The following is a 23,506-nucleotide window of genomic DNA, read 5'->3' as shown; positions in this document are numbered from 1 at the left end:
ACAATCGGGCACTGTGTCCGTACCAGATGAACCGGAAGCCGGCCCACCGACCACCGCCCGGCGACCCACGCCCGGCGACCCGCCACGGCGCTCCGCGCTCGATCCGGCCGTCGCGGCCCGGCTGCGCCGCTCCGCCGATGGGCTGATCGCCGCCGTCGTGCAGCGGCACGGCACCGGCGAGGTGCTGATGATGGCGTGGATGGACGACGAGGCGCTGCACCGCACTCTCACCACCGGGCGGGCCACCTACTGGTCGCGCAGCCGGCAGGAATACTGGGTCAAGGGTGCCACCTCCGGGCACCACCAGTATGTGCGGTCGGTGCGGCTGGACTGCGACGGCGACGCGGTGCTGGTCACGGTCGAGCAGGTCGGTGCCGCCTGCCACACCGGGGCCGACAACTGTTTTTTCGACGAGCTGCCGGTGACCGGCACCATCGCCGACCTCCAGGAGAATTGATGATCACCGGTACGGTCAGTCCGGACGAACCGACCTTCCAGACCCTGGCCCGGCAGCGTCGGGTGGTGCCGGTGACCCGGCGGCTGCTGGCCGACGGCGAGACCCCGGTCGGGGTGTACCGCAAGCTCGCCGGCGGACCCGGCACCTTCCTGCTGGAGTCCGCCGAACAGGGCGCCGGGTCGGCCGGCACCGCGTGGTCGCGCTACTCGTTCATCGGAGTACGCAGCGCGGCGACGCTGACCGAGTCCGGTGGCGGTGCGCACTGGCTCGGCGACCCGCCCGACGGGGTGCCCACCGAAGGTGACCCGGTCGAGGTGCTCCGGGCGACCGTCGCCGCGTTGACCGGGCCGCCCCCGGACACCGACCCCGTCGGCGGCCTGCCGCCGCTGACCGGCGGCCTGGTCGGCTACCTCAGCTACGACTTCGTCCGCCGGTTGGAGCGGATCCCCGAGCACACCGAGGATGATCTCGCGCTGCCCGAGTTCGGGTTGCTGCTCGCCACCGACCTGGTGGTGCTCGACCACTTCGACGGTACGGCGATCCTGGTCGCCAACGCGGTCCTGCCGGCGGCGGCCGACCCGGTCACCGCGGCAGCCGCCTACCACCACGCGATCGGTCGGCTCGACGCGATGACCACCGCCCTGTCCCGGCCCAACCCACCGATGGTGTCGATGATGGACGCGCCCGGTGCGCCCGGGCCGGCGGCCCGTAGCCGCACCGCCGCAGGCGCGTACCCCAAGGCGGTGGAGGAGGCCAAGGAGGCGATCCGGGCCGGCGAGTGCTTCCAGATCGTGCTGGCCCAGCGGTTCGAGCGGGACACCACCGCCGACCCGGTGGACGTCTACCGGGTGCTGCGGGCGACCAACCCCAGCCCGTACATGTACCTGCTGCGGTTCGACGACTTCGACGTGGTGGGCTCGTCACCGGAGGCGCACCTCAAGGTCACCGTCACCGCTGGCGGCACCCGGCGGGCGATGCTGCACCCGATCGCCGGCACCCGGCGGCGGGGTGCCACCCCGCAGGCCGATGCCGCCCTCGCCACCGAGCTGCTCAACGATCCGAAGGAGCGCGCTGAGCACGTGATGCTGGTCGACCTGGGCCGCAACGACCTCGGTCGGGTCTGCCGGCCGGGCACCGTCGAGGTGCCGGAGTTCGCCACCGTCGAGCGGTACAGCCACGTGATGCACATCGTGTCGACGGTGGTGGGCGAGTTGCGCGAGGACCGGACCGCGTTCGACGCGCTGGCGGCCACCTTTCCGGCCGGCACCCTGTCCGGCGCGCCGAAGGTCCGGGCGATGGAGATCATCGAGGAGCTGGAGCCGACCCGTCGGGGCCTGTACGGCGGCACCGTCGGCTACTTCGGGTTCGGCGGCGACCTGGACATGGCGATCGCGATCCGGACCGCACTGATCCGTGGCGGCCGCGCCTACGTGCAGGCCGGTGCGGGGATCGTGGCGGACTCGGATCCGGCCGCCGAGGAACGGGAGACGCAGAGCAAGGCGGCGGCGGTGCTGGTGGCGATCGCCGCCGCCGAGACGCTGCGTCCGGCCCGGTGACCGGCCCCGGTCTGTCGGCCGCGCCGTGGCGGGCGTTGGCCGGCGCCGCCGTCACCTGTCTGGCCGGGGCCGGCCTGGTGCTGTACGCGGCCGGGCGGGACTGGGCGGTCGAGGTGACCGGGCGCCCAGTGCCGCTGCCGGCCGTCGAGGTGGCCCGCACCGGTGCCGACGTGCTGCCGTGGCTGCCGGCGGTCGCTCTGGTCGGACTGGCCGGCACCGGCGCGGTGCTGGCCACCCGAGGGCTGGCCCGGCGGTTGGTCGGCGCGCTGCTCGCGGTCCTCGGCGTGGCGATGGCGGCCGGTGGGCTGACGGTGCTGCTCACTGGCGCAGGTCCGGCCGGTCCGACGACGGACAGCACCGTGTCGGCTCCGCAGTGGCCGGCGGCGACTGTGGTCGGTGCGGTGCTGCTCGCCGCCGGTGGGTCGGTCACCGCGCTGCGCTCCCGGCAATGGCCGGCGATGGGCGCCCGGTACGAGCGGAGCCGGCCCGGTGGCGGCCGGTCCGGTGCCGACGGGTCCGGTCCGGGTGCCGACGGCCGGGCGGCTGGTCTGGGCGGCCGGTCTAGGCGGTCGACGCTGGACGCGTGGAACGCTCTGGACCGGGGCGAGGACCCGACCGACGACGACCCGGGCGCCGACCGGTGACGGCTGCGGTGGCGGTGGCGGTGACGGCTTCAGCGGTGGCGGCTTCAGCGGTGGCGGTTGGCTCATCAGCGGCGTCGGATACCTCGACGGACCGGGCGGCGGTGAGCGTGGCCACCAGCCGGCGGATCTCGTCCCGCTGGTGGGCGCGGGCCCGGTCGGCGCAGATCGCCTCCCAGGCATTGCCCTTGGCGGTACGTACCCGGTGATCGCCGATCACGGCGCGTTCCATGGTGTGCACGACCTCGGCGGCCAGCGAGACCACGGCCCGGGGGATGGCGATCAGGTCGACGTTGGCGTCCCGTGGTGTGCTGCTCATGGCGTCCCCCAGGTGGTTGCGCGGCCGGCGGCTACCGCCGACCAGTCTGCCCGAACCCCATGCTGACCGGAGGCTGTTTCACGGCGGTGACCCGCAGGTCAACTATCACCCAACGGACCGGGCGGCACCCGTACCGCCGGTGTTGATCTGCACCACAGCGGAGCCGGCACCGCCGACGCGATACGATCAGCGTCGATGGAGTCCGGTGGTGCCCGGGTGGCCCGGCCCGCTGGCAGCCGTTGGCACGGTGGGTGATGCTCTTCTCACAAAAGATCGGCATTATGCCCCAGCCCAGATGGTGAGGCGCGCCATACCCCCGACTCCAGCTCACCTGCGCCGCCACCTAGCATCGGGCGCATGACACCCGGAGAGGGGAGTCCGTTGGTGACTGCTGACCAGGAGGACAACGCCGGACCGTCGGCGCCGGCGCTCGGAGTGCTCGACGAGATCATCGCCGGCGTCCGAGCCGAGGTTGACCGCCGCGAAGGGCTGGTCCCGCTGAGCCGGATCCGTGAGCTCGCCGCCGCCGCGCCACCGCCGATCGACGCCTGCGCAGCGCTGCGCAAGCCCGGGGTCGGGGTGATCGCCGAGGTCAAGCGGGCCTCGCCGTCCAAGGGCGCGCTGGCCGACATCCCGGACCCGGCCGTTCTGGCCTCGGAGTACGCCGCCGGTGGTGCCCGCTGCATCAGCGTGCTGACCGAGCAGCGCTGGTTCGGCGGCTCACTGGACGACCTCACCGCCGTACGGGCCGCCGTCGACGTGCCGGTACTGCGCAAGGACTTCATCGTCTCCAGCTACCAGGTCCACGAGGCCCGCGCCTACGGCGCCGACCTGGTCCTGTTGATGGTGGTCGCGCTGGAGCAGAACGTGCTGGTCGGTCTGCTGGAGCGGATCGAGTCGCTGGGCATGACCGCGCTGGTCGAGGTGCACACCGAGGAGGAGGCCGACCGAGCCCTCGAAGCCGGTGCCCAGATCATCGGGGTCAACGCCCGAGACCTGCGCACCCTGGAGGTGGACCGGTCGGTGTTCGAGCGGATCGCGCCAGGGCTGCCGAACAGTGTCGTCAAGATCGCCGAGTCGGGGGTGCGCGGACCGCACGACCTCATCCGGTACGCGTCGGCCGGCGCCGACGCGGTCCTGGTCGGCGAGGGCCTGGTGACCCAGAAGAGCCCCCGGGACGCGGTCGCCGAGCTGGTCAACGCCGGCAATCACCCGGCGACGCCGAGGCCGGTCCGATGAGCGCCCCGAACGCCGCCGGCGTCGATGCGCCCGGCACCGGTGCGCAACCCGCCGCGCTGCCCGACTACACCGGCCACTTCGGCCGCTACGGCGGGCGGTTCGTGCCCGAAGCGCTGATCGCCGCCCTCGACGAGCTGGACGTCGCGTACCGGCAGGCAATGGCCGACGACGGCTTCCGGGCCGACCTCGACCGGCTGCTGCGCGACTACGCCGGCACCCCGTCGCTGCTCTACCGGGCCGAGCGGCTGTCCGCGCAGGTCGGCGCGACGGTGCTGCTCAAGCGCGAGGACCTCAACCACACCGGCGCGCACAAGGTGCGCAACGTGCTCGGCCAGGCGTTGCTGACCCGGCGGATGGGCAAGCCCCGGATCATCGCCGAGACCGGCGCCGGTCAGCACGGTGTGGCCAGTGCCACCGCCGCCGCCCTGCTGGACCTCGAATGCGTGGTCTACATGGGCGAGGTGGACACCGAACGGCAGGCGCTCAACGTGGCCCGGATGCGGATGCTCGGTGCCACCGTGGTGCCGGTGACCACCGGGTCGCGCACCCTCAAGGACGCGCTCAACGAGGCGCTGCGCGACTGGGTGGCCAGCGTCGACCACACCCACTATCTGATCGGCACCGCCGCCGGGCCGCACCCGTTCCCGGCGATGGTCCGCGACTTCGTGCGCGGTATCGGTGACGAGGCCCGCCAGCAGTGCCTGGACAGCCTCGGCGCGCTACCGGACGCGGTCACCGCCTGCGTCGGCGGCGGCTCCAACGCCATCGGCATCTTCCACGCCTTCGTCGGCGACGACCAGGTCCGGCTGTACGGCTTCGAGGCCGGCGGCGACGGGGTGGGCACCGGCCGGCACGCGGCCAGCATCACCGGCGGTGCCGCCGGTGTGCTGCACGGCGCGCGTACCTACCTGCTGCAGGACGCCGACGGGCAGACCCTGGACTCGCACTCGATCTCGGCCGGGTTGGACTACCCGGCGGTCGGGCCGGAGCACGCCTGGCTGCACGACGCCGGCCGGGCCCGCTACCGACCGGTCACCGACGCCGAGGCGATGTCGGCGTTCCAGCTGCTCTGCCGCACCGAGGGGATCATCCCGGCGATCGAGAGCGCACACGCTCTCGCCGGCACGCTGCGGGTCATCCCGGAGCTCACCGCCGAGCTGGGCCGTGAGCCGACCATTGTGGTCAACCTCTCCGGCCGCGGCGACAAGGACGTGCACACCGCCGGCGCGTACTTCGGCATTCTCGACGGACAGGACCGACTCGACGGGCAGGACCGATGAGCATCTCGGTGGCGTTCGACAAGGCCCGGGCCGAGGGCCGCGCCGTGCTGGTCGGCTGCATGCCGGCCGGCTTTCCCAACGTCGACGACAGCATCGTCGCGATGCGGGCGATGGTCGACGCGGGGGTCGACGTCATCGAGGTCGAGCTGCCCTACTCCGACCCGGTGATGGACGGCCCGGTGATTCAGCGGGCCAGCGACATCGCCCTGGCCGGCGGGGTCCGCACCGCCGACGCACTGCGGATCATCGAGGCGGTCGCCGCGACCGGCGCGCCGGTGGTCACCATGACCTACTGGAACCCGATCGAGCGGTACGGCGTGAACGCCTTCGCCCGTGACCTGGCGGCGGCCGGGGGTACCGGGCTGATCACCCCGGACCTGATCCCGGATGAGGCGGACGAGTGGCTGGCCGCCTCGGACGCGTACGGCCTGGACCGGACCTTCCTCGTCTCGCCGTCGTCGACCGACGCCCGGCTGGCGATGACCGTGCGGCACTGCCGGGGCTTCGTCTACGCCACCGCGTTGATGGGTGTCACCGGGGCCCGCGAGCAGTCCTCCGGCGCGGCACCGACCCTGGTCGGCCGGCTGCGCCAGGTCACCGACCTGCCGGTCGGCGTCGGCCTCGGGGTGGGCAACGGCGCCCAGGCCGCCGAGGTGGGTTCGTTCGCCGACGGGGTGATCGTCGGCAGCGCGTTGATCCGGTGCCTGCTGGACGCAGCCGATCTGCCCGCCGGGCTGGCCGCGCTGCGTTCGCTCAGCGGTGAACTCGCCGCCGGCGTACGCGCCGTGACCCGGTGAAGCGGGTTGGGCGACCCGGCAAAGCAGGGCACCGTGACCTGGTAAGCCGGCGACACGCCTGACGCTGGCCGGCTGGGGGTCCCGGGTTGGCGGGTCGCGACGGTAGCGTGTGCACCCGTGACACTCGCCGCGATCCCCAGCCCGGCCACCGCAGTCTGGCAACTTGGTCCAGTTCCCATCCGGGCGTACGCGCTCTGCATCGTCCTCGGCATCGTGGTGGCCAGCGCGGTCACCGAGTACCGGCTCCGCCAGCGCGGGGTCCGCCCGTGGGCGGTGCTGGACATCGCCATCTGGGCGGTGCCGTTCGGCATTCTCGGTGCCCGGCTCTACCACGTCGTCTCCTCACCGCAGGCGTACTTCGGCGCCAACGGCATCCCGATCGAAGCCTTCTACATCTGGCAGGGCGGTCTCGGTATCTGGGGCGCCGTCGCCGGTGGCGCGGTCGGCGCCTGGCTGGCCGGCCGCCAGCTGGGCATCCCGCTCAGCGTGGTCGCCGACGCACTCGCCCCCGGCCTGCCGCTCGCCCAGGCCGTCGGCCGGTTCGGCAACTGGTTCAACAACGAGTTGTACGGCGGCCCGACCACGTTGCCGTGGGGCCTGCAGGTGCACCAGATGGACCGCAGCAACCCGGGTCAGGCGCTGCGCGACCCGGAGGGCAACCCGGTGCTGGAGCCGGGGCTCTACCATCCGACGTTCCTGTACGAGGCGATCTGGAACATCGGTGTCGCCGCGCTGGTGTTGCTCGCCGACCGCCGTTGGAAGCTCGGTGCCGGTCGGGCCTTCGCGGTGTACGTGGCGGGCTACACCGCCGGCCGGTTCTGGATCGAGATGATGCGGACCGACGAGGCCAACGAGATCCTCGGTGTCCGGCTGAACGTGTGGACCTCGGCGGTGGTCTTCCTGGCCGCGCTGGTTTATCTCGTCCGGGTACGCGGCCCGCAACAGTTCCTTGTCCCGCTGGACGCCGAGGGTCGGCCGTTGCCACCTGTAGGCGCGTCGACCCCGGCCGCCGGCGGTTCGACCGACGCCGGGTCGGGCACCGCCGAGCCGACCGAAAGCGGGGCGGCCGAGTCCGGGGCAACCGGTGGGGTGTCCCAGATCGACGTCTCGGGCAGGAAACCCACCGCCGAGTTGGCCGCCGGCTACCGAGTGGTTACCGAGGAACAGTTCCGGCGGTACGAGAGCACCGGTGAGCTGCCGGCCGAGACCACCGCCGGAACGGATACCGGCAGCACCACCGACCCCGGCGCGGACGGTGCCGACGACGGTGTCGCCGAGAGCGACGCCGACGCCAAGACCGGCACCGAGACCGGCACCGAGACCGGAGCCGACGCCGAGACCGGAGCCGGCACCGGCACCGGTAAGACCGGAAGCTGACCGCCGGTCGGCGGGTGCCGATCGACCGGGGGAGAGGGGGCGGGATGCGTACTGCGGTCGTGGTGGGGGCGGGCATCGGCGGTCTGGCGGTCGCCGGTGCCCTGGCCCGCACCGGTTGGCGGGTCACCCTGCTGGAACGTGAGGACCGGGTCCGGTCCGACGGCACCGCCCTGGTGCTCTGGGCCAACGGTGTCCGCGCATTGCGGGCGTTGGGCCTCGGCGCCGGGCTGGAGGCGATCGCCACCCCGGTGTCGTACACCGGGGTACGCCGCCCCGACGGGCAGTGGCTGGTGCAGCCCCGGCCGCAGCCGGAGGACCGGGCCCCGGTGGTGGTGCACCGGGAGGATCTGCACGACGCGTTGATCGCAGGTCTCGGCGAGCAGGCCGAGATCCGCACCGGGGTGACCGTGAAGGGCCTGCGACCGGCGGTGGACCGGCCGGCAGTGACCATCGGCCGGGGCGTCGTCGAGGCCGACCTGGTGGTGGCGGCGGACGGCGTGCACAGCGCGCTGCGTCCGGCGTTGGCCCCGGGCAGTTCGGTGGTCAGCTCAGGGAGTTCGGCCTGGCGGGCGGTGATCCCCTGGTACCGGGCGCCGCAGCTGGCTGCCGGCCAGGTCGGCGGCGAGATACTCGGCGCCGGCTATCGGTTCGTCTCGGCCTCGTTGGGTGAACGGGGTTCGGCCGGCGGCTCCAGCCGGGGCGGCATCTACTGGGTGGCGACCGCCGCCGGGGCCTCCCGCCCGGAGCCGCCGGCGACCCAGCTGACCCTGCTGCGCCGCTGGTTCGCCGGCTGGCCGGCCCCGGTGGGCGAGCTGCTCGCCGCCACCGAGCCGGCCGACCTGGTGCAGCAGGAGGTCCGCGAGCTGCGGCCGCTGCCTCCGGCGTACGGGTTCCCGGTCGGGCCGGGCGGAGTGGTGCTGCTCGGTGACGCGGCGCACGCGATGCCGCATCATCTCGGGCAGGGCGCGTGCCTGGCGTTCGAGGACGCGGCGACGCTGTGCGCCCTGGTCCGGAACACCGTGCCAGGGCCGGCGCTGGCCGCAGCGGTCGATTCGTACAGCCGGTTGCGCCGGCCGCGGGCGGTGGCGATGGTGCGCCAGACCCGGCGGATGGCGGCGGTGCTGTCGGCGCGGGGACGGCTGGCGCTGCGGGCCCGGGACGCGACGCTCGGCACGATCAGCCCTCGGCTGATGGGCAGTGTGGCCGCCACCGCAGCGAAGTGGCAGCCGCCGCCGTCCTGACCGTATCGCCTGTGGCAAGTGGGCCGGTCGCCTGCGGCGATTGGGCCGGTCAGCCGACAAGATGGGCGGTGGGCTCGGCGATGCAGGAGGTACCCACTCGGCGGAAGCCGAGTCGGTGGTAGAGCATCGCCACGTCGTCGTCGCCGGCGGCCAGGAAGATCAGGTCGACGCCGGCGGCGAGCGCGTGCCGGGCCAGCGCGGCGGTGATCGCAGACGCCAGACCCTGGCGGCGGGCCGGTGCCACGGTGCCGACACCGACGATCTCGGCGACGTCGTCGACCCGGTTGAGCGATCCGACGGCGGCCAGCTGCCCGGCCGAGGGCAGCCCGGCCGAGGGCAGCCCGGCCGAGGGCAGCCCGGCCGAGGGCAGCCCGGCCAGGGCGATGGTGTGGCTGCCGGCGGCGATCGCCGACCGTTCGCGGTCGACCAGGGTGTCCGGCAGGGCCGGGCCGCCCGCGCCGCCGCCGGGACTGCCACTGTCGACAGTGGGAAATGTCACTGTAACAATCTCGGGGGTGTCCGCGCCGACGGTCGGCAGTCCGGTACCGGTGCCGTCGGACGGGGCGAACGCGGCCTGGGCGATGGTGAACCAGGTGGTGAGATCTGCCGCGAAGCCGGGTGAGTCCGGGTCGAGCAGCCGTACCGGCCGGTCGGCGAACCGGCCAACCGGGGGCAGAGCGGTCGGGTCGAGCACCATCAGCGGTGCCTGCCGCACGCCGAGCCCGGCCGATCGGGCCACCGCCAGCAGGTCGGGGTTGATCTCGTGGATCCATTCGAAGGACTCGGGAAGGCCCAGTTCGCGCTGCCGGGCGCGTACGGTGGTGATGTCGGCGGCGGCCGGCGGCGCGGTCACGCCTACCCGGGGGCGGGCGTAGAACGGCCAACCCGCCTCCCCATTCCGCACGAAAAGTACATAGTCACCCAGCTCTTCGGGGCGGGCGGCAGCACGCGGTACGGCATCGCAGAACCGGTCCAGCCGGCCAAGGAGTTCGTTCTCCTGGTTGGCCACCTTGTGAGACTACACGTCCCATACAATGGACGTGTGATCAATTCGCACTGGTGATGTCCGGTGGCCCCTCACGTAGACTCAGAAAACTCTCCAGGGCCGACGTCGTCCCGAAATCTGTTCATGCGCGAGTGACGACAGGAGGCCCGGTGGTTCTTCCGTACCCGCAGGGACCGCACCCCTGCCCGCCGCAGGCATCCCAGCCGCCGGCGCAGGGTCTCTACGACCCCGCCCACGAGCACGACGCGTGTGGTGTCTCTTTCGTGGCGGACCTCAACGGCCGCCGCTCGCACGACGTGGTGGCCAAGGGCCTGGCCGCGCTGTGCCGGCTCGACCACCGTGGTGCGCGGGGTGCGGAGCAGAACACCGGTGACGGCGCCGGCATCATGATCCAGGTCCCGGACGCGTTCCTACGGGCCGTCGTCGACTTCGACCTGCCGCCGGCCGGGCAGTACGCCACCGGCCTGGTTTTCCTGCCCGCAGACCCGGCCGACGAGGCCCGGGTCCGCCGGATCGTCGAGAAGTACGCCCTGGTCGAGGGTGCCGACGTACTCGGCTGGCGGGACGTGCCGGTGCAGCCGGACGGGCTCGGCGAGACCGCCGACGCCGCCCGCCCCCGGATCGCGCAGCTCTTCCTGTCCGCGCAGCGGCTGACCGACTCGGCGGCCGGCCCGGCCGGCACCCCGTTGGCCGGGCTGGACCTGGACCGGGTGGCGTTCTGCGTACGCAAGCAGGCCGAGCGGGAGAGCGCCGAGCGCGGCGTGACCGCCTACTTCCCGTCGCTGTCCGGCCGGACCATGGTCTACAAGGGCATGCTCACCCCGGACCAGCTGCCCGAGTTCTACCCCGACCTGCGCGACGAGCGGGTGGCCAGCGCGATCGCCCTGGTGCACTCCCGGTTCTCCACCAACACGTTTCCGTCCTGGCCGCTGTCGCACCCGTACCGGTTCATCGCGCACAACGGCGAGATCAACACGATCCGGGGCAACAAGAACTGGATGAACGCCCGCGAGGCGCTGCTCGCCACGCCGGACATCCCCGGCAACATCCGCCGGCTGTTCCCGGTCTGCACCCCGCAGGCGTCCGACTCGGCCAACTTCGACGAGGTCCTCGAACTGCTACACCTGGCCGGGCGCAGCCTGCCGCACGCCGTCCTGATGATGATCCCGGAGGCATGGGAGAACGACCCCGGGATGGAGCCGGCGAAGCGTGACTTCTACCGCTTCCACGCCAGCCTGATGGAGCCGTGGGACGGTCCGGCCTCGGTTGCCTTCACCGACGGTGAGCTGGTCGGCGCGGTGCTGGACCGCAACGGGCTGCGGCCGGGCCGCTGGTGGCGCACCAGCGACGGCCTGGTGGTGCTGGGCAGCGAAGCCGGCGTGCTCGATCTCGACCCGGCGACCGTGGTCGCCAAGGGCCGGCTGCGGCCGGGGCGGATGTTCCTGGTCGACACCGCCGCCGGGCGCATCGTCGAAGACGAGGAAATCAAGGCCGAGCTGGCCGCCGCCCACCCGTACGGCGACTGGCTGCACGCCGGCCTGATCGACCTGCGGGACCTGCCGGAGCGGGACCACATCGTCTATACGCATGACTCGGTGCAGCGCCGCCAGCAGACCTTCGGCTACACCGAGGAGGAGCTGAAGATCCTGATCGCGCCGATGGCCCGCAAGGGCATCGAGCCGATCGGGTCGATGGGCACCGACACCCCGGTCTCGCCGCTGTCCACCCGGCCCCGGCTGCTGTTCGACTACTTCCACCAGCTGTTCGCCCAGGTCACCAACCCGCCGCTGGACGCCATCCGGGAGGAGATGGTGACCAGCCTGCAGTCCACCATCGGCCCGGAGGCCAACCTGCTCGACCCGGGTCCGGCCTCCTGCCGGCAGATCGTGCTGCCGTACCCGATCATCGACAACGACGAGCTGGCCAAGATCCTGTCCATCGACGAGGACGGCGACCTGCCCGGCTTCAAGGCGGTCCGGGTCTCCGGCCTGTACCCGCTGCGCGACGGCGCCGCCGGCATCAAGGCCCGGCTCACCGAGATCTGCCGGCACGTGTCCGAGGCGATCGAGGACGGAGTACGGATCTTCGTGCTGTCGGACCGGGACTCGACCCTCGACCTGGCGCCGATCCCGTCGCTGCTGCTCACCGCCGCCGTGCACCAGCATCTGGTGCGCGAGCAGACTCGCACCCAGGTGGCGCTGGTCGTCGAGTCCGGTGACTGCCGGGAGGTGCACCACGCCGCCGTGCTGATCGGCTACGGTGCCGCTGGAGTCAACCCGTACCTGGCCTTCGAATCGGTCGAGGACCTGATCGCCACCGGCGCGCTGGCCGGCATCACCTCCGCCGAGGCGATCCGCAACTACGTCAAGGCGCTCGGCAAGGGCGTACTCAAGATCATGTCGAAGATGGGCATTTCCACGGTTTCCTCGTACTGCGGGGCACAGGTCTTCGAAGCGGTCGGTCTGGATCCCCGGCTGGTCGAGCGCTACTTCGCCGGCACCCCGGGCACCGTCGGCGGGGTCGGGTTGTCCGGCATCCACGCCGAGGTCGCCGCCCGGCACGCCCGCGCCTACCCGTCGAACAGCGCCGAACGCTCGCACCGCCGCCTCGACGTCGGCGGCGAGTACCAGTGGCGGCGCGAAGGCGAACTGCACCTGTTCAACCCGGAGACGGTGTTCCTGCTGCAGCACGCCACCCGCTCCGGGCAGTACGACGTGTTCCGCCGCTACACCACCACCGTCGACAACCTGGCCGCCGAGGCCGGCTCGCTGCGTGGACTGTTCACCCTGCGCGACGGGGTCCGCGAGCCGGTGCCGATCGACGAGGTCGAGCCGGCCAGCGAGATCGTCAAGCGGTTCTCCACCGGCGCCATGAGCTACGGCTCGATCTCCGCCGAGTCGCACGAGACCCTCGCCATCGCGATGAACCGCCTCGGCGGGCGGTCCAACACCGGCGAGGGCGGCGAGGACGTCGACCGGCTCTACGACCCGGCCCGCCGTTCGGCGGTCAAGCAGATCGCCTCCGGCCGGTTCGGCGTCACCAGCGAGTACCTGGTCAACGCCGACGACCTGCAGATCAAAATGGCGCAGGGGGCCAAGCCGGGTGAGGGCGGCCAGCTGCCCGGCAACAAGGTGTGGCCGTGGATCGCCAAGACCCGCCACGCCACCCCCGGCGTCGGGCTGATCTCCCCGCCGCCGCACCACGACATCTACTCGATCGAGGACCTCGCCCAGCTGGTGCACGACCTCAAGTGCGTCAACCCGGCCGCCCGGGTGCACGTCAAGCTGGTCAGCGAGATCGGCGTCGGCACCGTCGCCGCCGGTGTCGCCAAGCTCAAGGCCGACGTCATCCTGATCTCCGGGCACGACGGCGGCACCGGCGCGTCCCCGCTGAACTCGCTCAAGCACGCCGGCACCCCGTGGGAGCTGGGCCTGGCCGAGACTCAGCAGACGCTGCTGCTGAACAAACTGCGCGACCGGGTCACCGTCCAGGTCGACGGCCAGCTCAAGACCGGCCGCGACGTGCTGATCGCGGCGCTGCTCGGTGCCGAGGAGTACGGCTTCGCCACCGCCCCGCTGATCGTCTCCGGCTGCGTGATGATGCGCGTCTGCCACCTGGACACCTGCCCGGTCGGCATCGCCACCCAGAACCCGGTGCTGCGGGAACGCTTCACCGGCAAGCCGGAGTTCGTGGAGAACTTCTTCCTGTTCCTCGCCGAGGAGGTCCGCAGCTACCTGGCCGAGCTGGGTTTCCGGTCGATCGACGAGGCGATCGGTCGGGCCGACCTGCTGGACACCACGCCGGCCGTGGAGCACTGGAAGGCCAAGGGCCTGGACCTGTCCGCGGTGTTGCACGTGCCGGCGCTGCCGGCCGGCGCCGCGCTGCGCGGCGTCCGCGCCCAGGACCACGGCCTGGACAAGGCGCTCGACAACGAGCTGATCGCCCTGGCCGGGCCGGCGTTGACCGACCGGGCCCCGGTGCGGGCGTCGGTGCCGGTACGCAACGAGCACCGCAGCGTCGGCGCGATGCTCGGCGGCGAGGTGACCCGCCGGGTCGGCGGGGCCGGGCTGCCCGACGACACCATCGAGTTCACCCTGACCGGTACCGCCGGGCAGTCGTTCGGTGCGTTCCTGCCGCGCGGGGTGACGCTGCGGCTGGTCGGCGACGCCAACGACTACGTCGGCAAGGGTCTGTCCGGTGGCCGGCTGATCGTGCGTCCGGACCCGGCGGCCCCGTTCGCCGCGCCCGGTGGTGCCGGCGCCGAGGAGCAGATCATCGCCGGCAACACCATCCTGTACGGGGCGACCGCCGGGGAACTGTTCCTGCGCGGGCGGGTCGGCGAACGGTTCGCGGTGCGCAACTCCGGCGCGGTCACCGTTGTCGAGGGCGTCGGCGACCACGGCTGCGAGTACATGACCGGCGGTACGGTCGTGGTGCTCGGCCCGACCGGGCGCAACTTCGCCGCCGGTATGTCCGGCGGTACGGCGTACCTGTGGCGCCTCGACGAGCAGCTGGTCAATCGGGAGTTGGTGGATCTGGAGCCGGTGGCCGCCGACGCCGAGCCGATGCTGCGTGAGTTGGTCGAGCGGCACTTCGCCGAGACCGACTCGGCGGTGGCCGAGGCTCTGCTCAAGCGCTGGCCGGAGGCGGTGGAGGAGTTCACAGTGGTGGTCCCGCGCGACTACCGCCGGGTGTTGGAGACGATGAGGGCCGCCGAAGCCGCCGGCCGTGACGTGGATGAGGCCGTCATGGAGGTGGCTCGTGCCTGACCCGACCGGATTCCTGCGGATCGACCGGCGGCTGCCGCACCGCCGACCCGTGCCGGTGCGGATCATGGACTGGCGGGAGGTCTATCCGCCGGCCGCCGACGAGCTGATCCGCGAGCAGGCGACCCGCTGCATGGACTGCGGCATCCCGTTCTGCCACGACGGCTGTCCGCTGGGCAACCGCATCCCGGACTGGAACGACCTGGTCCGTACCGGTGGCTGGGCGGCGGCGATCGAGTCGCTGCACGCCACCAACAACTTTCCGGAGTTCACCGGCCGGCTCTGCCCGGCGCCGTGCGAGGCGGCCTGCGTGCTGGGCATCGCCGGGGGTGCGCCGGTCACCATCAAGCAGGTCGAGGTGGAGATCATCAACCGGGCGGTGGGTGCCGGCCTGGTCACCCCGCATCCGGTGCCGGATCCGTCCGGCCGGCGGGTCGCGGTGGTCGGTTCCGGCCCGGCGGGGCTGGCCGCCGCCCAGCAGTTGGCCCGCGCCGGGCATGCGGTCACCGTGTTCGAGCGCGACGACGCCATCGGCGGCCTGATGCGGTACGGCATCCCTGACTTCAAGTTGGAGAAGGAGCACATCGACCTGCGGTTGGCCCAGTTGGCGGCCGAGGGCGTGCAGTTCCGTACCGGGGTGAACGTCGGCGTCGACGTGACCGCCGAGCAGCTGCGGGCCGACCACGATGCGGTGCTGCTGGCCTGCGGGGCGCTGGCCGGCCGGGACACCCCGGCGACGCCGGGCCGGGCGCTGCGTGGGGTGCATCTGGCGATGGAGCACCTGGTCGAGTCGAACCGGGTGGTGGCGGCTGCGGCGGCGCACGCCCGCACGGCCGAGGCGGCCGGGGTGGTGGCCGTCGAGCCGCCGTCGGAGTCCGGGTCATCGCACGTGGACGGCGTACCGGTGGACCGGCCGGCGATCGACGCGGCCGGCCGGCATGTGGTGATCATCGGCGGTGGTGACACCGCCGCCGACTGTCTCGGGGTGGCGCACCGGCAGGGTGCGGCCGGGGTGTACCAGCTGGATCTCTACCCGGAGCCGCCGAGCGCCCGCGACGAGGCCCGGGACCCGTGGCCGACCTGGCCGTGGGTGCTGCGCGAGTATCCGGCGCACGAGGAGGGCGGCGAGCGGGTCTTCGCCGTCGCGGTGCAGGAGTTCGTCGACGACGGCACCGGCGCGGTACGGGCGGTCCGGATCGCCGAGGTGACGGTGACCAAGCGTGACGGCGAGCGGATCCTGACCGTGGTGCCGGGCACCGAGCGGGAGCTGCCGGCGGACCTGGTGCTGCTGGCGATCGGCTTCGAGGGCACCGAGCAGCAGCCGTTGCTGGAGCAGCTGCGGCTGGTCCGTAACCGGCGCGGGGCGATCGACTCCGACGGTGCCTGGCAGACCGCTACCAAGGGGGTCTTCGTCGCCGGTGACATGCACCGGGGGGCATCGCTGATCGTGTGGGCGATCGCCGAGGGACGGGCAGCGGCGGCCGCCATCCACTCGTACCTCGGTGGGGTGGGGGAGTTGCCGGCACCGGTGGTGCCGACGGCACAGCCACTCGCCGCTCGGTGACCGGGACCGTTCCGTTCGGCCCTGCTGAAGATCTGCTGGTCTTCGGTGGGGTCGTTCCTCTTTCGGGGATGCAGATGTTTCGATAGCATTACTGGCTAGTAACAACCGTTACTCCCCACGGCCACGCGCGCGGCCACGAGGATCCCCCCATCCTTGTGAGGTCCGTCCATGCTCCTTCGTCCCCTGGCCCGCGCCGCCGTCGCGCTGGCCGTCACCCTTGGCGCCACCGGCGTCGGCGTCGTCGCGGCCACCGCCCCGGCATCCGCCGCACCCGCCGCCGTTCACTACGTCGCCCTCGGCGACTCGTTCTCGTCCGGCGTTGGCGCTGGCCCCTACGAGACGACCTGCCTGCGCAGCGACCGCTCGTACGCGCCGCTGTGGGCGGCCGCCAACTCCCCGGCCAGCTTCCGCTTCGTCGCCTGCGGCGGTGCGGTCACTGACGACGTGCTCGACAACCAGGTGTCCGCGCTTGACGCCGGCACCACGATGGTCACCATCACCATCGGTGGCAACGACGCCGGATTCGCCGATGTCGTGCTCAGCTGCCGGCTGGGCAGCGAGTCCTCCTGCGCCAGCGCGGTCGACCGGGCCGAACGGTTCGCCACCACCGAACTGCCCGGCCGGCTCGACGCCACCTACGCCGCGATCCGGCAGCGGGCACCGCACGCGCAGCTGATCGTGCTCGGCTACCCGCGCCTGTTCGACGAGGTCCGCTACTGCGGTCTGTTCGGTATGAGCCTGACCAAGCGGTCCATCATCAACGACGCGGCGGACCTGCTGGCCGACGTTACTGCCGCCCGCGCGTCGGCTGCCGGGGCCACCTTCGTGGACACCCGGCCGCAGTTCGCCGGGCACGGCGTATGTGCTGGCAGCCCATGGATCAACGACTTCTCCGCGTTGATCGCCGCGTACCACCCGAACGCCGCCGGCTACCGCGACGGGTATCTGGCCGCGCTCAACACGGTCACCGGCTGACAGTTTCACGTACCGAACGGAGCCAAGTACCTGGCGGTCCGGTCCCCGCCCGCACCACGGGGACCGGACCGTCCGTCAGGTAGTTGCCTGATCCCGGTCCCGGTCCCGGTCGTCATCGCTGGGAGCTGGCCGGTTGCTGAGGAAGTAGGCGCCGAGCGCGCCGGCCAGGGTGCCGAAGACGACGACCGAGTACGCGGCCAGAACAAGCTCCAGACCTTGGGCGAACGGGTCCCGCGCGGCCATCCGCTGACCGGTGATCGTGGTGAGCGTGACGTCGTGCAGCGCCTGCGCGTAGCTCGGATACGAGCCGGAGACCACCAGCAGTTGGCCGGCGGCGAGGATGAGGCTCACCGTCACCGCGAAGAGCCAGGCTAGACGGTCGGTGAGTAGCCGACCGGCGGAGCGCGAACCGCGTACGGCGGCGGAAATGGCCGCACCGGCGCGGGCCGTCCGTAAGGCCAACGCCACCCGGGCGAACCGCAGCACCGGTACGGCCAGGAAGAGCAGCTGCCACCAGTTGCGCCGCCAGAACCGGCCCGGGTGGTGCCGGCCCAGCCAGGCCCGCAGCGAGAACTCGGCGACGAAGACCACCCACAGCACCCAGCTGGCCGCGCCCAGAACGGCGGCCGTCGGCGGATGGGTGGTGACGAACTGTCCGATCACCAGGAGCAGGAACAGCACACCGAGGACGCCGAGCGGCTTGTCGAGGCGGTCGGCGAACCGGCGCAACGTCTCGTCGCGCTCGGTACCGTCGCGGGTGCCGTGTCTGGTCTCGCGGCCGTCGTCGGTGCCGTCGTTGTCGCCAGGTCGCATCGATCGCACTTCCGACGGTCGTCGGGACACTCCGATTACGGATACTAGGGGCTTATCGGGCTCGGTGCTGGCACTACCGGCCGCTCCGAGTGCCGACCAGGCCGTCCGGCACCGGGCCGACCGCGCTGCTAATTATGCAGGCGAATGCGTATTGTGTGTCGATATCCTCAGCGATAAGATCGACGCCGGGGACCTTCGATGAGGGCGACGCCAGGGCTGGGCGTTCGCTCGGTGAGGAGCACCATCTTGCGTCTCCGCCAACTATTGATTGCGGTCGTGACGGCACTCGCCGGCGCTGTCATGACTCCGTCGACATCCGCTGCCGCACCGCAGCAGATCATCGGCGGCGACACCGTTTCATCAGCGCCCTGGGTAGCCGCTGTCTACAGCGACGGCTCGTTCAGATGCTCCGGCTCGATCATCGCCTCCCGCTGGGTGCTCACCGCGGAGCACTGCATCGGCGGCTCGATGTCGGTCCGGGTCGGCAGTGTCCATCACGCCACCGGCGGCCAGGTGAGTGCGGTCAGCGCGACCTACTCCCAATACGGATACCTATACGACATCGGGCTGCTGTATCTCAGCACACCGATCGTGACCACGTATGTCACGCTCGCCGCCAGCAACCCGCCGGTCGGCTCGACCAACACCATCTACGGCTGGGGCCGTACCTGTCTCAACTGTCACCTGTCACCACAGCTCAAGACAGCCTCGGTGCAGGTGGTGTCGGTGCGGGGCCGGGACGCGTACGAGGGACCGGCGCTGCGCAGCTCCCCGGTGACCGGCATCGCCTGGCAGGGCGACTCGGGCGGCCCGCAGTTCTACAACGGACAACAGGTGGGTGTCTGCTCGAACTCCAACGGGTCGACCTCGCAGAACTACGCCTCGGTCGCTGCCAGCCGCGACTGGATCACCTCGATCACCGGCGTCTGACCGTCGGCACCTGACCGTCCTGACCCGGCTGCCCGGCCGGCGACCGCCGCCGGCCCGGCAGCCGGGTTAACAGCGCCCGCCCGATTCGGATAGTGTTCCGGTGGCTACCCGAGTGGCAGGTGGGGGTGGGATGAGCTTCGGTGCCGCGTACCGTCGGGCGGTCGCCGCCCACCGGCAGGCCGTGACCCACCTGACCACCGCACGATCGGCTATAGCGGACGGCCCGGCACCACCGCCGCCGGACCTCGGCGACGTCACCGAACGGCTGCGCCACGTCGGCGAAACCCTCACCACCGGCGCGACCAGCGCCACCCAGGACCTGTCCGCCGGCCCGGCACCGGTGCGGGTCGGCATGGCCCGCCCGGTCGGGCTGGCCGGCACCGGCGACCCGGTCGAGTTCCCCGCGCTGGTGCCGCTCGGCGCCGGCACCCACCTGGCCATCGACGCCGACGCCCGGCAGCCACGGATCGCCGCCCTGCTGCGCAGCCTCGTCGTTCGGCTGCTCGCCGCCGCCCAACCCGGCACGGTACGGGTGACCGCGCTGGACACCACCTCGATGGGAGCCACCTTCCTGCCGCTGCGCCCGCTGGTCGAAGCCGGTGTGCTGACGGCACCGGCCGCCACCGACGCCGAAGCCAAGGAACGCCTCGACGACGCCGACCAGCACGTACGCGCCGCCCAGGCCCGCACCGGCGGGCAGCCGGGGGAGCTGCTGGTGGTGGTCGCGGCGGCGCTGCCGGACAGCCGCGCCGAACTGATGCGCCTCGCCGCGCTCACCCACGCCGGCACCACCGCCCGGGTCTGCGTGATCGTCGCCGGCTACCCGCCGACCGGCACCGGAGCGCAGCCGCCGACGCTCGGCCCGACCACCCAGCTGCGACTCGACGGCAACCGGGGCTGGGTCGGCGACCCGCCCGGCCAGCCGTTCAGCTCCGACGGCAGCGGGCTGGCCGCACCGGTCGCCCTCGACGGCGACCCGCCGGCCCGGGTCGTGCAGGCCCTCGCCGACCGGCTCGGCGAGATTCACCGGCGCGGCTCCGCACTCGACTTCGCCGACCTGCTGCCGCCCCGGGTCTGGACCGAGACCGCCGGCACCGGCCTGCACACCGTCGTCGGCCGCGCCGGCCGGGAGCCGGCGATCCTCGCCTTCGACGACGTCACCCCGCACTGGCTGGTCGGTGGGCGCACCGGCTCCGGCAAGACCGTCTTCCTACTCGACCTGCTGTACGGCCTGGCCGCCCGCTACCCACCCGACGAGCTGGCGCTCTACCTGCTCGACTTCAAGGAAGGCGTCAGCTTCACCGAGTTCGTGCCGACCGGCCGCGACCCGTCGTGGATCCCGCACGCCCGCGCCGTCGGCATCGAATCCGACCGGGAGTACGGCGTCGCCGTGCTGCGCGAACTGCGCCGCGAGCTGAACCGGCGGGCGGCGGCGATGAAACGCCACGGCGTGACGAAACTGGCCGACCTGCCCCGCGACGGTGCCCCGACGCCGCGTACCGTCGCCGTGATCGACGAGTTCCACGTGCTGTTCGACGGCAACGACTCGGTCGCCCGAGAGGCCGCCGCCCTGCTGGAGGAGCTGGCCCGCAAAGGCCGGTCGTACGGCGTACACCTGGTGCTGGCCAGCCAGAGCATGTCCGGAATCGAAGCCCTGTACGGCAAGACCGACTCGATCTTCGGCCAGTTCCCGCTGCGGGTGGCGCTGCCCGGCGGCAACGGCGTCCTCGATCCGCTCAACCACACCGCCGGTGGGCTGCCGGTCGGGCAGGCGATCGTCAACGCCTCGGCCGGCATCGCCGGCGCCAACACGGTCGTCCGGTTCCCGGACGCGCACGGCGGGGCCCGGCGGATCGCCGCGCTGCGCCACGAGCTGTGGCAGGCCCGCGCCGCCGGCTCCCGGCCACCGGCGATCTTCAAGGGGTACGAGGCGGCGCACCTCGACGGCGACCCGACGTACCGCTCACTGGCCCCCGGCGGGCGGCGCCCCCTCGCCCTGGTCGGCCGGCAGGTCGACGTGGACCTGACGTCGGCGGTGTTCCCGCTGGACGCCACCCCGGGCCGGCACATCGCGGTGGTCGGCACCACCGGCCACGCCGCCGACGTGCTGCACGCCGCCACGGTCAGCCTGGCCCGGCAGGAGCCGGCCGGCCACCCCCGGTTCCTGTTCGCCCCGCTGGTCGCCTCCGCCGATGAGGTCGCCGATGAAACCGCTGAGGCGCTGCACGCCCTCGGGCACTCGATCACCCGGCTGACCGCCGCCGAGCTGCGCGAGGAGCTGCGCCGACTGGCCAACCCGGACACCGCCGCGTCGGCCGACGGCGGCCGGACGTACCTGGTGGTGTTCGGCATGGACGCCGCCGCCGGGGTGCTCGGCGCGAAGGACGACATGTTCCGGTCCGGGCTGGACGACCTGCAGGTGGTGCTGCGTCAGGGTCCCGGCCACGGCGTACACCTGTTGGGGTGGTGGCGCGGGCTGCGCCGGCTCGCCGACGACCTGGGCGGCTCGCACAACCGCGACGACCTGGCCTGCCTGGTGGCGATGAACGTGCCCGGCGGTGAGCTGGGCTCCTACCTGGGCACCCACGACCTGGCGTACCGGCCGCGGCCGAACCGGGCGCTGCTGATCGACCGGCACGACCAGCGGACCCGGCTGATCGTGCCGTTCGCGTTGCCCGGCCGCGAGCTGGACGAGGAGGGCTGAGCGCGGTGAGCAGCGACTTCGACGAGTACGCCGCCCTGGCCCGGCACCTGCACGACCTGCACCGCACCGGCCAGGCCGGTGCGGCGCAGCACCAGACGCGCCGGCAGCGGCTCACCGGCTACGCCGACCAGCTCGGCCAGCGGCTGTATGCCCAGTGGCAGCGGCTGGCGGCGATTGCCCAGGCCGCCGGTATGCCGGCACCGCCCGCGCCGCCGCCGATCGCGGCGACCCCGGCCGCCGGCAGCGCGTCGGGCCAGCAACAGTCCGGCGGGTACGACGCCTCGCCGGCCGGCGTCCCGTGGCCACCGCCGCCACCGCCCCCACCGGGCCGGGCGATGCCAGGTCAGGCGATGCCGGGGCCGGTCGGGCTTCCGCCACCGCCGCGCCGCCCCGAGCTGGCCACCGGCGAACAGCCGGTGCCGCTGCCGACTGGGGCTTCCGGGCCGCTTTCCCCTGCCGCCGGGTCGGTGCAGCCGTACGGCGGCGGCGCGGGCGCGTCCGGCTCGGTCTCGGCCGCGCCGGTCTCCGGCGATCCGGCGGCGGCTGGCGGGTTCCCACCGGATCCGGAGCAGGAGCTGGAGGCGGCCCGCCGCCAGCTCGACGAGGCCGACGCCGCCGCCACCGAGGCGGAGCGGGCCGCCGGCCGCCCGCCGCTGTTGCCCGGCTGGTCACCGCTGGCCCGGGCGGTCACCGTCTACCTGGGGTTCGCCGCCGCCGTCGCAGTCCTGCAGTTCGGGTTCTTCCTGAACCCGGTGACCGCCGGCGTCGACTACAGCACCAAGTGGATCTGGTCCTGCGCCGGCTTCCCGGCGACCGGCTTCTTCGCCGCGTACTTCGTGATCAGCAAGTGGGGGCGGTCCCGGTTGGAGACCGACGGCGGCTCTCGGTTCCCGAAGCTGGGGTTCCTGATCAGCTTCGCCGGTGCCGCCGCCTCGATGCTCCTGCTGCTGGTCTTCCTCCAGCTCGACGAGTTCTGAGGCGATTCGGTCTTGGGCCTGCACTATTTGCACCACCGTCTCCGAGGTTTTGGATAAATGTCGAACATCCAGAGCCTTGTGGTCAGCCTGCAATGGCAATAGCCAATGAATCGGAAGTGCTGACTGTGACATCAATTTGGGGGGAGGGGCCGACGGCGCTGGCGAGTCGGCTGTCGAGCTGACAGGCGCAACCGCGACGCGCTGCACCGGTCAGTGTCCTCGGGCGGTTGGTAGGATCGGGACCATGACCGAGCCCGTGCTCGCCTACCGATGGAGCCAGAGCGAGTTTCTGCGCGCCTCGGAAGCGGGGGCGTTCGACCACCGGGTGGAGCTCGTCGAAGGAGACATCTGGCCCGTGGTGATCGGATCATGGCACGGTGACACGGTCGGTCAGCTGCTGACGATGCTGCCGCGAGACGGGGTGCGGGTGACGACTGCGACCCTGCCGACCGGGGAGTCGCTTCCCGACCCGGACTGCTGGGTACGTCGCGTCGACGCTGGTCCGATCGGGATGGTCGGGTCGCGGTTGTCGGTCTGGGACGCCGCCGATGTGCTGCTCGTGGTCGAGGTCGCCGACGAGACGATGATTCAGGACCTCAACGTCAAGACCAGGCTGTACGGCCAGGCGGGCTACCCGGTGTACTGGGTCGTCACCCAGCGGGCGATCTACGAGCACACCGGGCCGATCTCGTCCGGTTACCGGACACGGGTCGAGTACCTTCCCGGGGAGCGCATCCCGGTCCCGTACGCCGGCATCGAGCTCGCCGTCGATGACCTGATCGCCCCGCCCGTCAGCTGAGCGGATCGCGGTGGTGCGACCGGCCAAGGGTGCCGTTCGGTAACGCTGCTGAAAACTACGGCGGG

General features: G+C 72.4%; 17 protein-coding genes and 1 pseudogene. 15 read left to right on the top strand and 3 right to left on the bottom strand.

Annotated features, from left to right (window positions below; genetic code table 11):
- Window positions 1–13 precede the first annotated feature (13 nt).
- From hisI to ACFHWU_RS00640, 3 genes are read left to right on the top strand one after another with little or no spacing between them, the layout of a single operon-like run.
- Window positions 14–457 carry a phosphoribosyl-AMP cyclohydrolase gene (gene hisI / locus ACFHWU_RS00650; protein ID WP_416551774.1) on the top strand — a complete coding sequence of 148 codons (444 nt, stop codon included), beginning with the start codon at window positions 14–16 and terminating at the stop codon, window positions 455–457.
- Window positions 457–2,013, top strand: coding sequence for an anthranilate synthase component I (locus tag ACFHWU_RS00645; protein WP_416589574.1), 1,557 nt, complete (start codon window positions 457–459; stop codon window positions 2,011–2,013). The genes hisI and ACFHWU_RS00645 overlap by 1 nt, the downstream gene beginning before the upstream one ends.
- The gene (locus ACFHWU_RS00640; protein WP_416551776.1) at window positions 2,010–2,657 is read left to right on the top strand and encodes a Trp biosynthesis-associated membrane protein; all 648 of its coding nucleotides are present in this window, start codon (window positions 2,010–2,012) and stop codon (window positions 2,655–2,657) included. The genes ACFHWU_RS00645 and ACFHWU_RS00640 overlap by 4 nt, the downstream gene beginning before the upstream one ends.
- A 73-nt stretch (window positions 2,658–2,730) precedes the next feature.
- Here ACFHWU_RS00640 and ACFHWU_RS00635 read toward each other — a convergent pair.
- A pseudogene (locus ACFHWU_RS00635) lies at window positions 2,731–2,973 on the bottom strand (hypothetical protein); the annotation flags it as partial.
- 435 nt (window positions 2,974–3,408) lie between these two features.
- On the opposite strand from ACFHWU_RS00635, the gene trpC reads away from it, so the two are divergent.
- The 5 genes from trpC (at window position 3,409) to ACFHWU_RS00610 (ending at window position 8,907) form a co-directional block, all read left to right on the top strand.
- The gene (trpC, locus tag ACFHWU_RS00630) at window positions 3,409–4,212 is read left to right on the top strand and encodes an indole-3-glycerol phosphate synthase TrpC (RefSeq protein ID WP_416551824.1); all 804 of its coding nucleotides are present in this window, start codon (window positions 3,409–3,411) and stop codon (window positions 4,210–4,212) included.
- Window positions 4,209–5,492 (top strand): tryptophan synthase subunit beta, encoded by a 1,284-nt coding sequence (gene trpB, locus ACFHWU_RS00625; RefSeq protein ID WP_416589573.1) that lies wholly within the window; start codon window positions 4,209–4,211, stop codon window positions 5,490–5,492. Before trpC ends, trpB begins: the two co-directional genes overlap by 4 nt.
- Window positions 5,489–6,289: a tryptophan synthase subunit alpha gene (gene trpA, locus ACFHWU_RS00620; protein WP_416589572.1), complete on the top strand. Its 801-nt coding sequence runs from the start codon at window positions 5,489–5,491 to the stop codon at window positions 6,287–6,289. The genes trpB and trpA overlap by 4 nt, the downstream gene beginning before the upstream one ends.
- Window positions 6,290–6,406: 117 nt before the next feature.
- Window positions 6,407–7,666 carry a prolipoprotein diacylglyceryl transferase gene (lgt, locus tag ACFHWU_RS00615; protein ID WP_416589571.1) on the top strand — a complete coding sequence of 420 codons (1,260 nt, stop codon included), beginning with the start codon at window positions 6,407–6,409 and terminating at the stop codon, window positions 7,664–7,666.
- A gap of 44 nt (window positions 7,667–7,710) precedes the next feature.
- Window positions 7,711–8,907, top strand: a complete 1,197-nt coding sequence (locus ACFHWU_RS00610; RefSeq protein ID WP_416551780.1) for an FAD-dependent oxidoreductase — start codon at window positions 7,711–7,713, stop codon at window positions 8,905–8,907.
- 49 nt (window positions 8,908–8,956) lie between these two features.
- Here the strand turns inward: ACFHWU_RS00610 and ACFHWU_RS00605 are convergent, their stop codons facing one another.
- On the bottom strand, window positions 8,957–9,916 hold the full coding sequence (locus ACFHWU_RS00605; protein WP_416589570.1) for a GNAT family N-acetyltransferase: 960 nt from the start codon (window positions 9,914–9,916) through the stop codon (window positions 8,957–8,959).
- A gap of 146 nt (window positions 9,917–10,062) precedes the next feature.
- On the opposite strand from ACFHWU_RS00605, the gene gltB reads away from it, so the two are divergent.
- The 3 genes from gltB (at window position 10,063) to ACFHWU_RS00590 (ending at window position 17,218) form a co-directional block, all read left to right on the top strand.
- The gene (gene gltB / locus ACFHWU_RS00600; RefSeq protein WP_416551782.1) at window positions 10,063–14,682 is read left to right on the top strand and encodes a glutamate synthase large subunit; all 4,620 of its coding nucleotides are present in this window, start codon (window positions 10,063–10,065) and stop codon (window positions 14,680–14,682) included.
- Window positions 14,675–16,243 carry a glutamate synthase subunit beta gene (locus tag ACFHWU_RS00595; protein WP_416551783.1) on the top strand — a complete coding sequence of 523 codons (1,569 nt, stop codon included), beginning with the start codon at window positions 14,675–14,677 and terminating at the stop codon, window positions 16,241–16,243. Before gltB ends, ACFHWU_RS00595 begins: the two co-directional genes overlap by 8 nt.
- Window positions 16,244–16,411: 168 nt before the next feature.
- Window positions 16,412–17,218 (top strand): SGNH/GDSL hydrolase family protein, encoded by an 807-nt coding sequence (locus ACFHWU_RS00590; protein ID WP_416551784.1) that lies wholly within the window; start codon window positions 16,412–16,414, stop codon window positions 17,216–17,218.
- 75 nt (window positions 17,219–17,293) lie between these two features.
- Here ACFHWU_RS00590 and ACFHWU_RS00585 read toward each other — a convergent pair whose 3' ends face one another.
- Window positions 17,294–18,031: a hypothetical protein gene (locus ACFHWU_RS00585; RefSeq protein ID WP_416551785.1), complete on the bottom strand. Its 738-nt coding sequence runs from the start codon at window positions 18,029–18,031 to the stop codon at window positions 17,294–17,296.
- A gap of 246 nt (window positions 18,032–18,277) precedes the next feature.
- On the opposite strand from ACFHWU_RS00585, the gene ACFHWU_RS00580 reads away from it, so the two are divergent.
- The 4 genes from ACFHWU_RS00580 (at window position 18,278) to ACFHWU_RS00565 (ending at window position 23,441) form a co-directional block, all read left to right on the top strand.
- Complete coding sequence (locus tag ACFHWU_RS00580) at window positions 18,278–18,961, top strand: S1 family peptidase (RefSeq protein ID WP_416567965.1); 684 nt, start codon at window positions 18,278–18,280, stop codon at window positions 18,959–18,961.
- Between the two features lie 130 nt (window positions 18,962–19,091).
- Window positions 19,092–21,665 (top strand): FtsK/SpoIIIE domain-containing protein, encoded by a 2,574-nt coding sequence (locus tag ACFHWU_RS00575; RefSeq protein ID WP_416551787.1) that lies wholly within the window; start codon window positions 19,092–19,094, stop codon window positions 21,663–21,665.
- Window positions 21,666–21,670: 5 nt separating this feature from the next.
- The gene (locus tag ACFHWU_RS00570; RefSeq protein WP_416589569.1) at window positions 21,671–22,642 is read left to right on the top strand and encodes a hypothetical protein; all 972 of its coding nucleotides are present in this window, start codon (window positions 21,671–21,673) and stop codon (window positions 22,640–22,642) included.
- 244 nt (window positions 22,643–22,886) lie between these two features.
- Window positions 22,887–23,441: a Uma2 family endonuclease gene (locus ACFHWU_RS00565; RefSeq protein WP_416551789.1), complete on the top strand. Its 555-nt coding sequence runs from the start codon at window positions 22,887–22,889 to the stop codon at window positions 23,439–23,441.
- Window positions 23,442–23,506: the final 65 nt, after the last annotated feature.

It is taken from the genome of Micromonospora sp. LOL_015 (genome assembly GCF_048060275.1).
Taxonomy (GTDB): Bacteria; Actinomycetota; Actinomycetes; order Mycobacteriales; family Micromonosporaceae; genus Micromonospora_E.
The sequence above is the reverse complement of the archived record's forward strand: the minus strand, read 5'-3'. Positions and strand labels throughout refer to the sequence as shown.

Bases quoted from the DNA above. Each gene is read 5' to 3' on its own strand.
- ACFHWU_RS00575 (WP_416551787.1), top strand. From the start codon at position 19,092: ATGAGCTTCGGTGCCGCGTACCGTCGGGCGGTCGCCGCCCACCGGCAG.
- ACFHWU_RS00610 (WP_416551780.1), top strand. From the start codon at position 7,711: ATGCGTACTGCGGTCGTGGTGGGGGCGGGCATCGGCGGTCTGGCGGTC.
- ACFHWU_RS00565 (WP_416551789.1), top strand. From the start codon at position 22,887: ATGACCGAGCCCGTGCTCGCCTACCGATGGAGCCAGAGCGAGTTTCTG.
- ACFHWU_RS00590 (WP_416551784.1), top strand. From the start codon at position 16,412: ATGCTCCTTCGTCCCCTGGCCCGCGCCGCCGTCGCGCTGGCCGTCACC.
- trpA (WP_416589572.1), top strand. From the start codon at position 5,489: ATGAGCATCTCGGTGGCGTTCGACAAGGCCCGGGCCGAGGGCCGCGCC.
- trpB (WP_416589573.1), top strand. From the start codon at position 4,209: ATGAGCGCCCCGAACGCCGCCGGCGTCGATGCGCCCGGCACCGGTGCG.
- ACFHWU_RS00645 (WP_416589574.1), top strand. From the start codon at position 457: ATGATCACCGGTACGGTCAGTCCGGACGAACCGACCTTCCAGACCCTG.
- ACFHWU_RS00585 (WP_416551785.1), bottom strand. From the start codon at position 18,031: ATGCGACCTGGCGACAACGACGGCACCGACGACGGCCGCGAGACCAGA.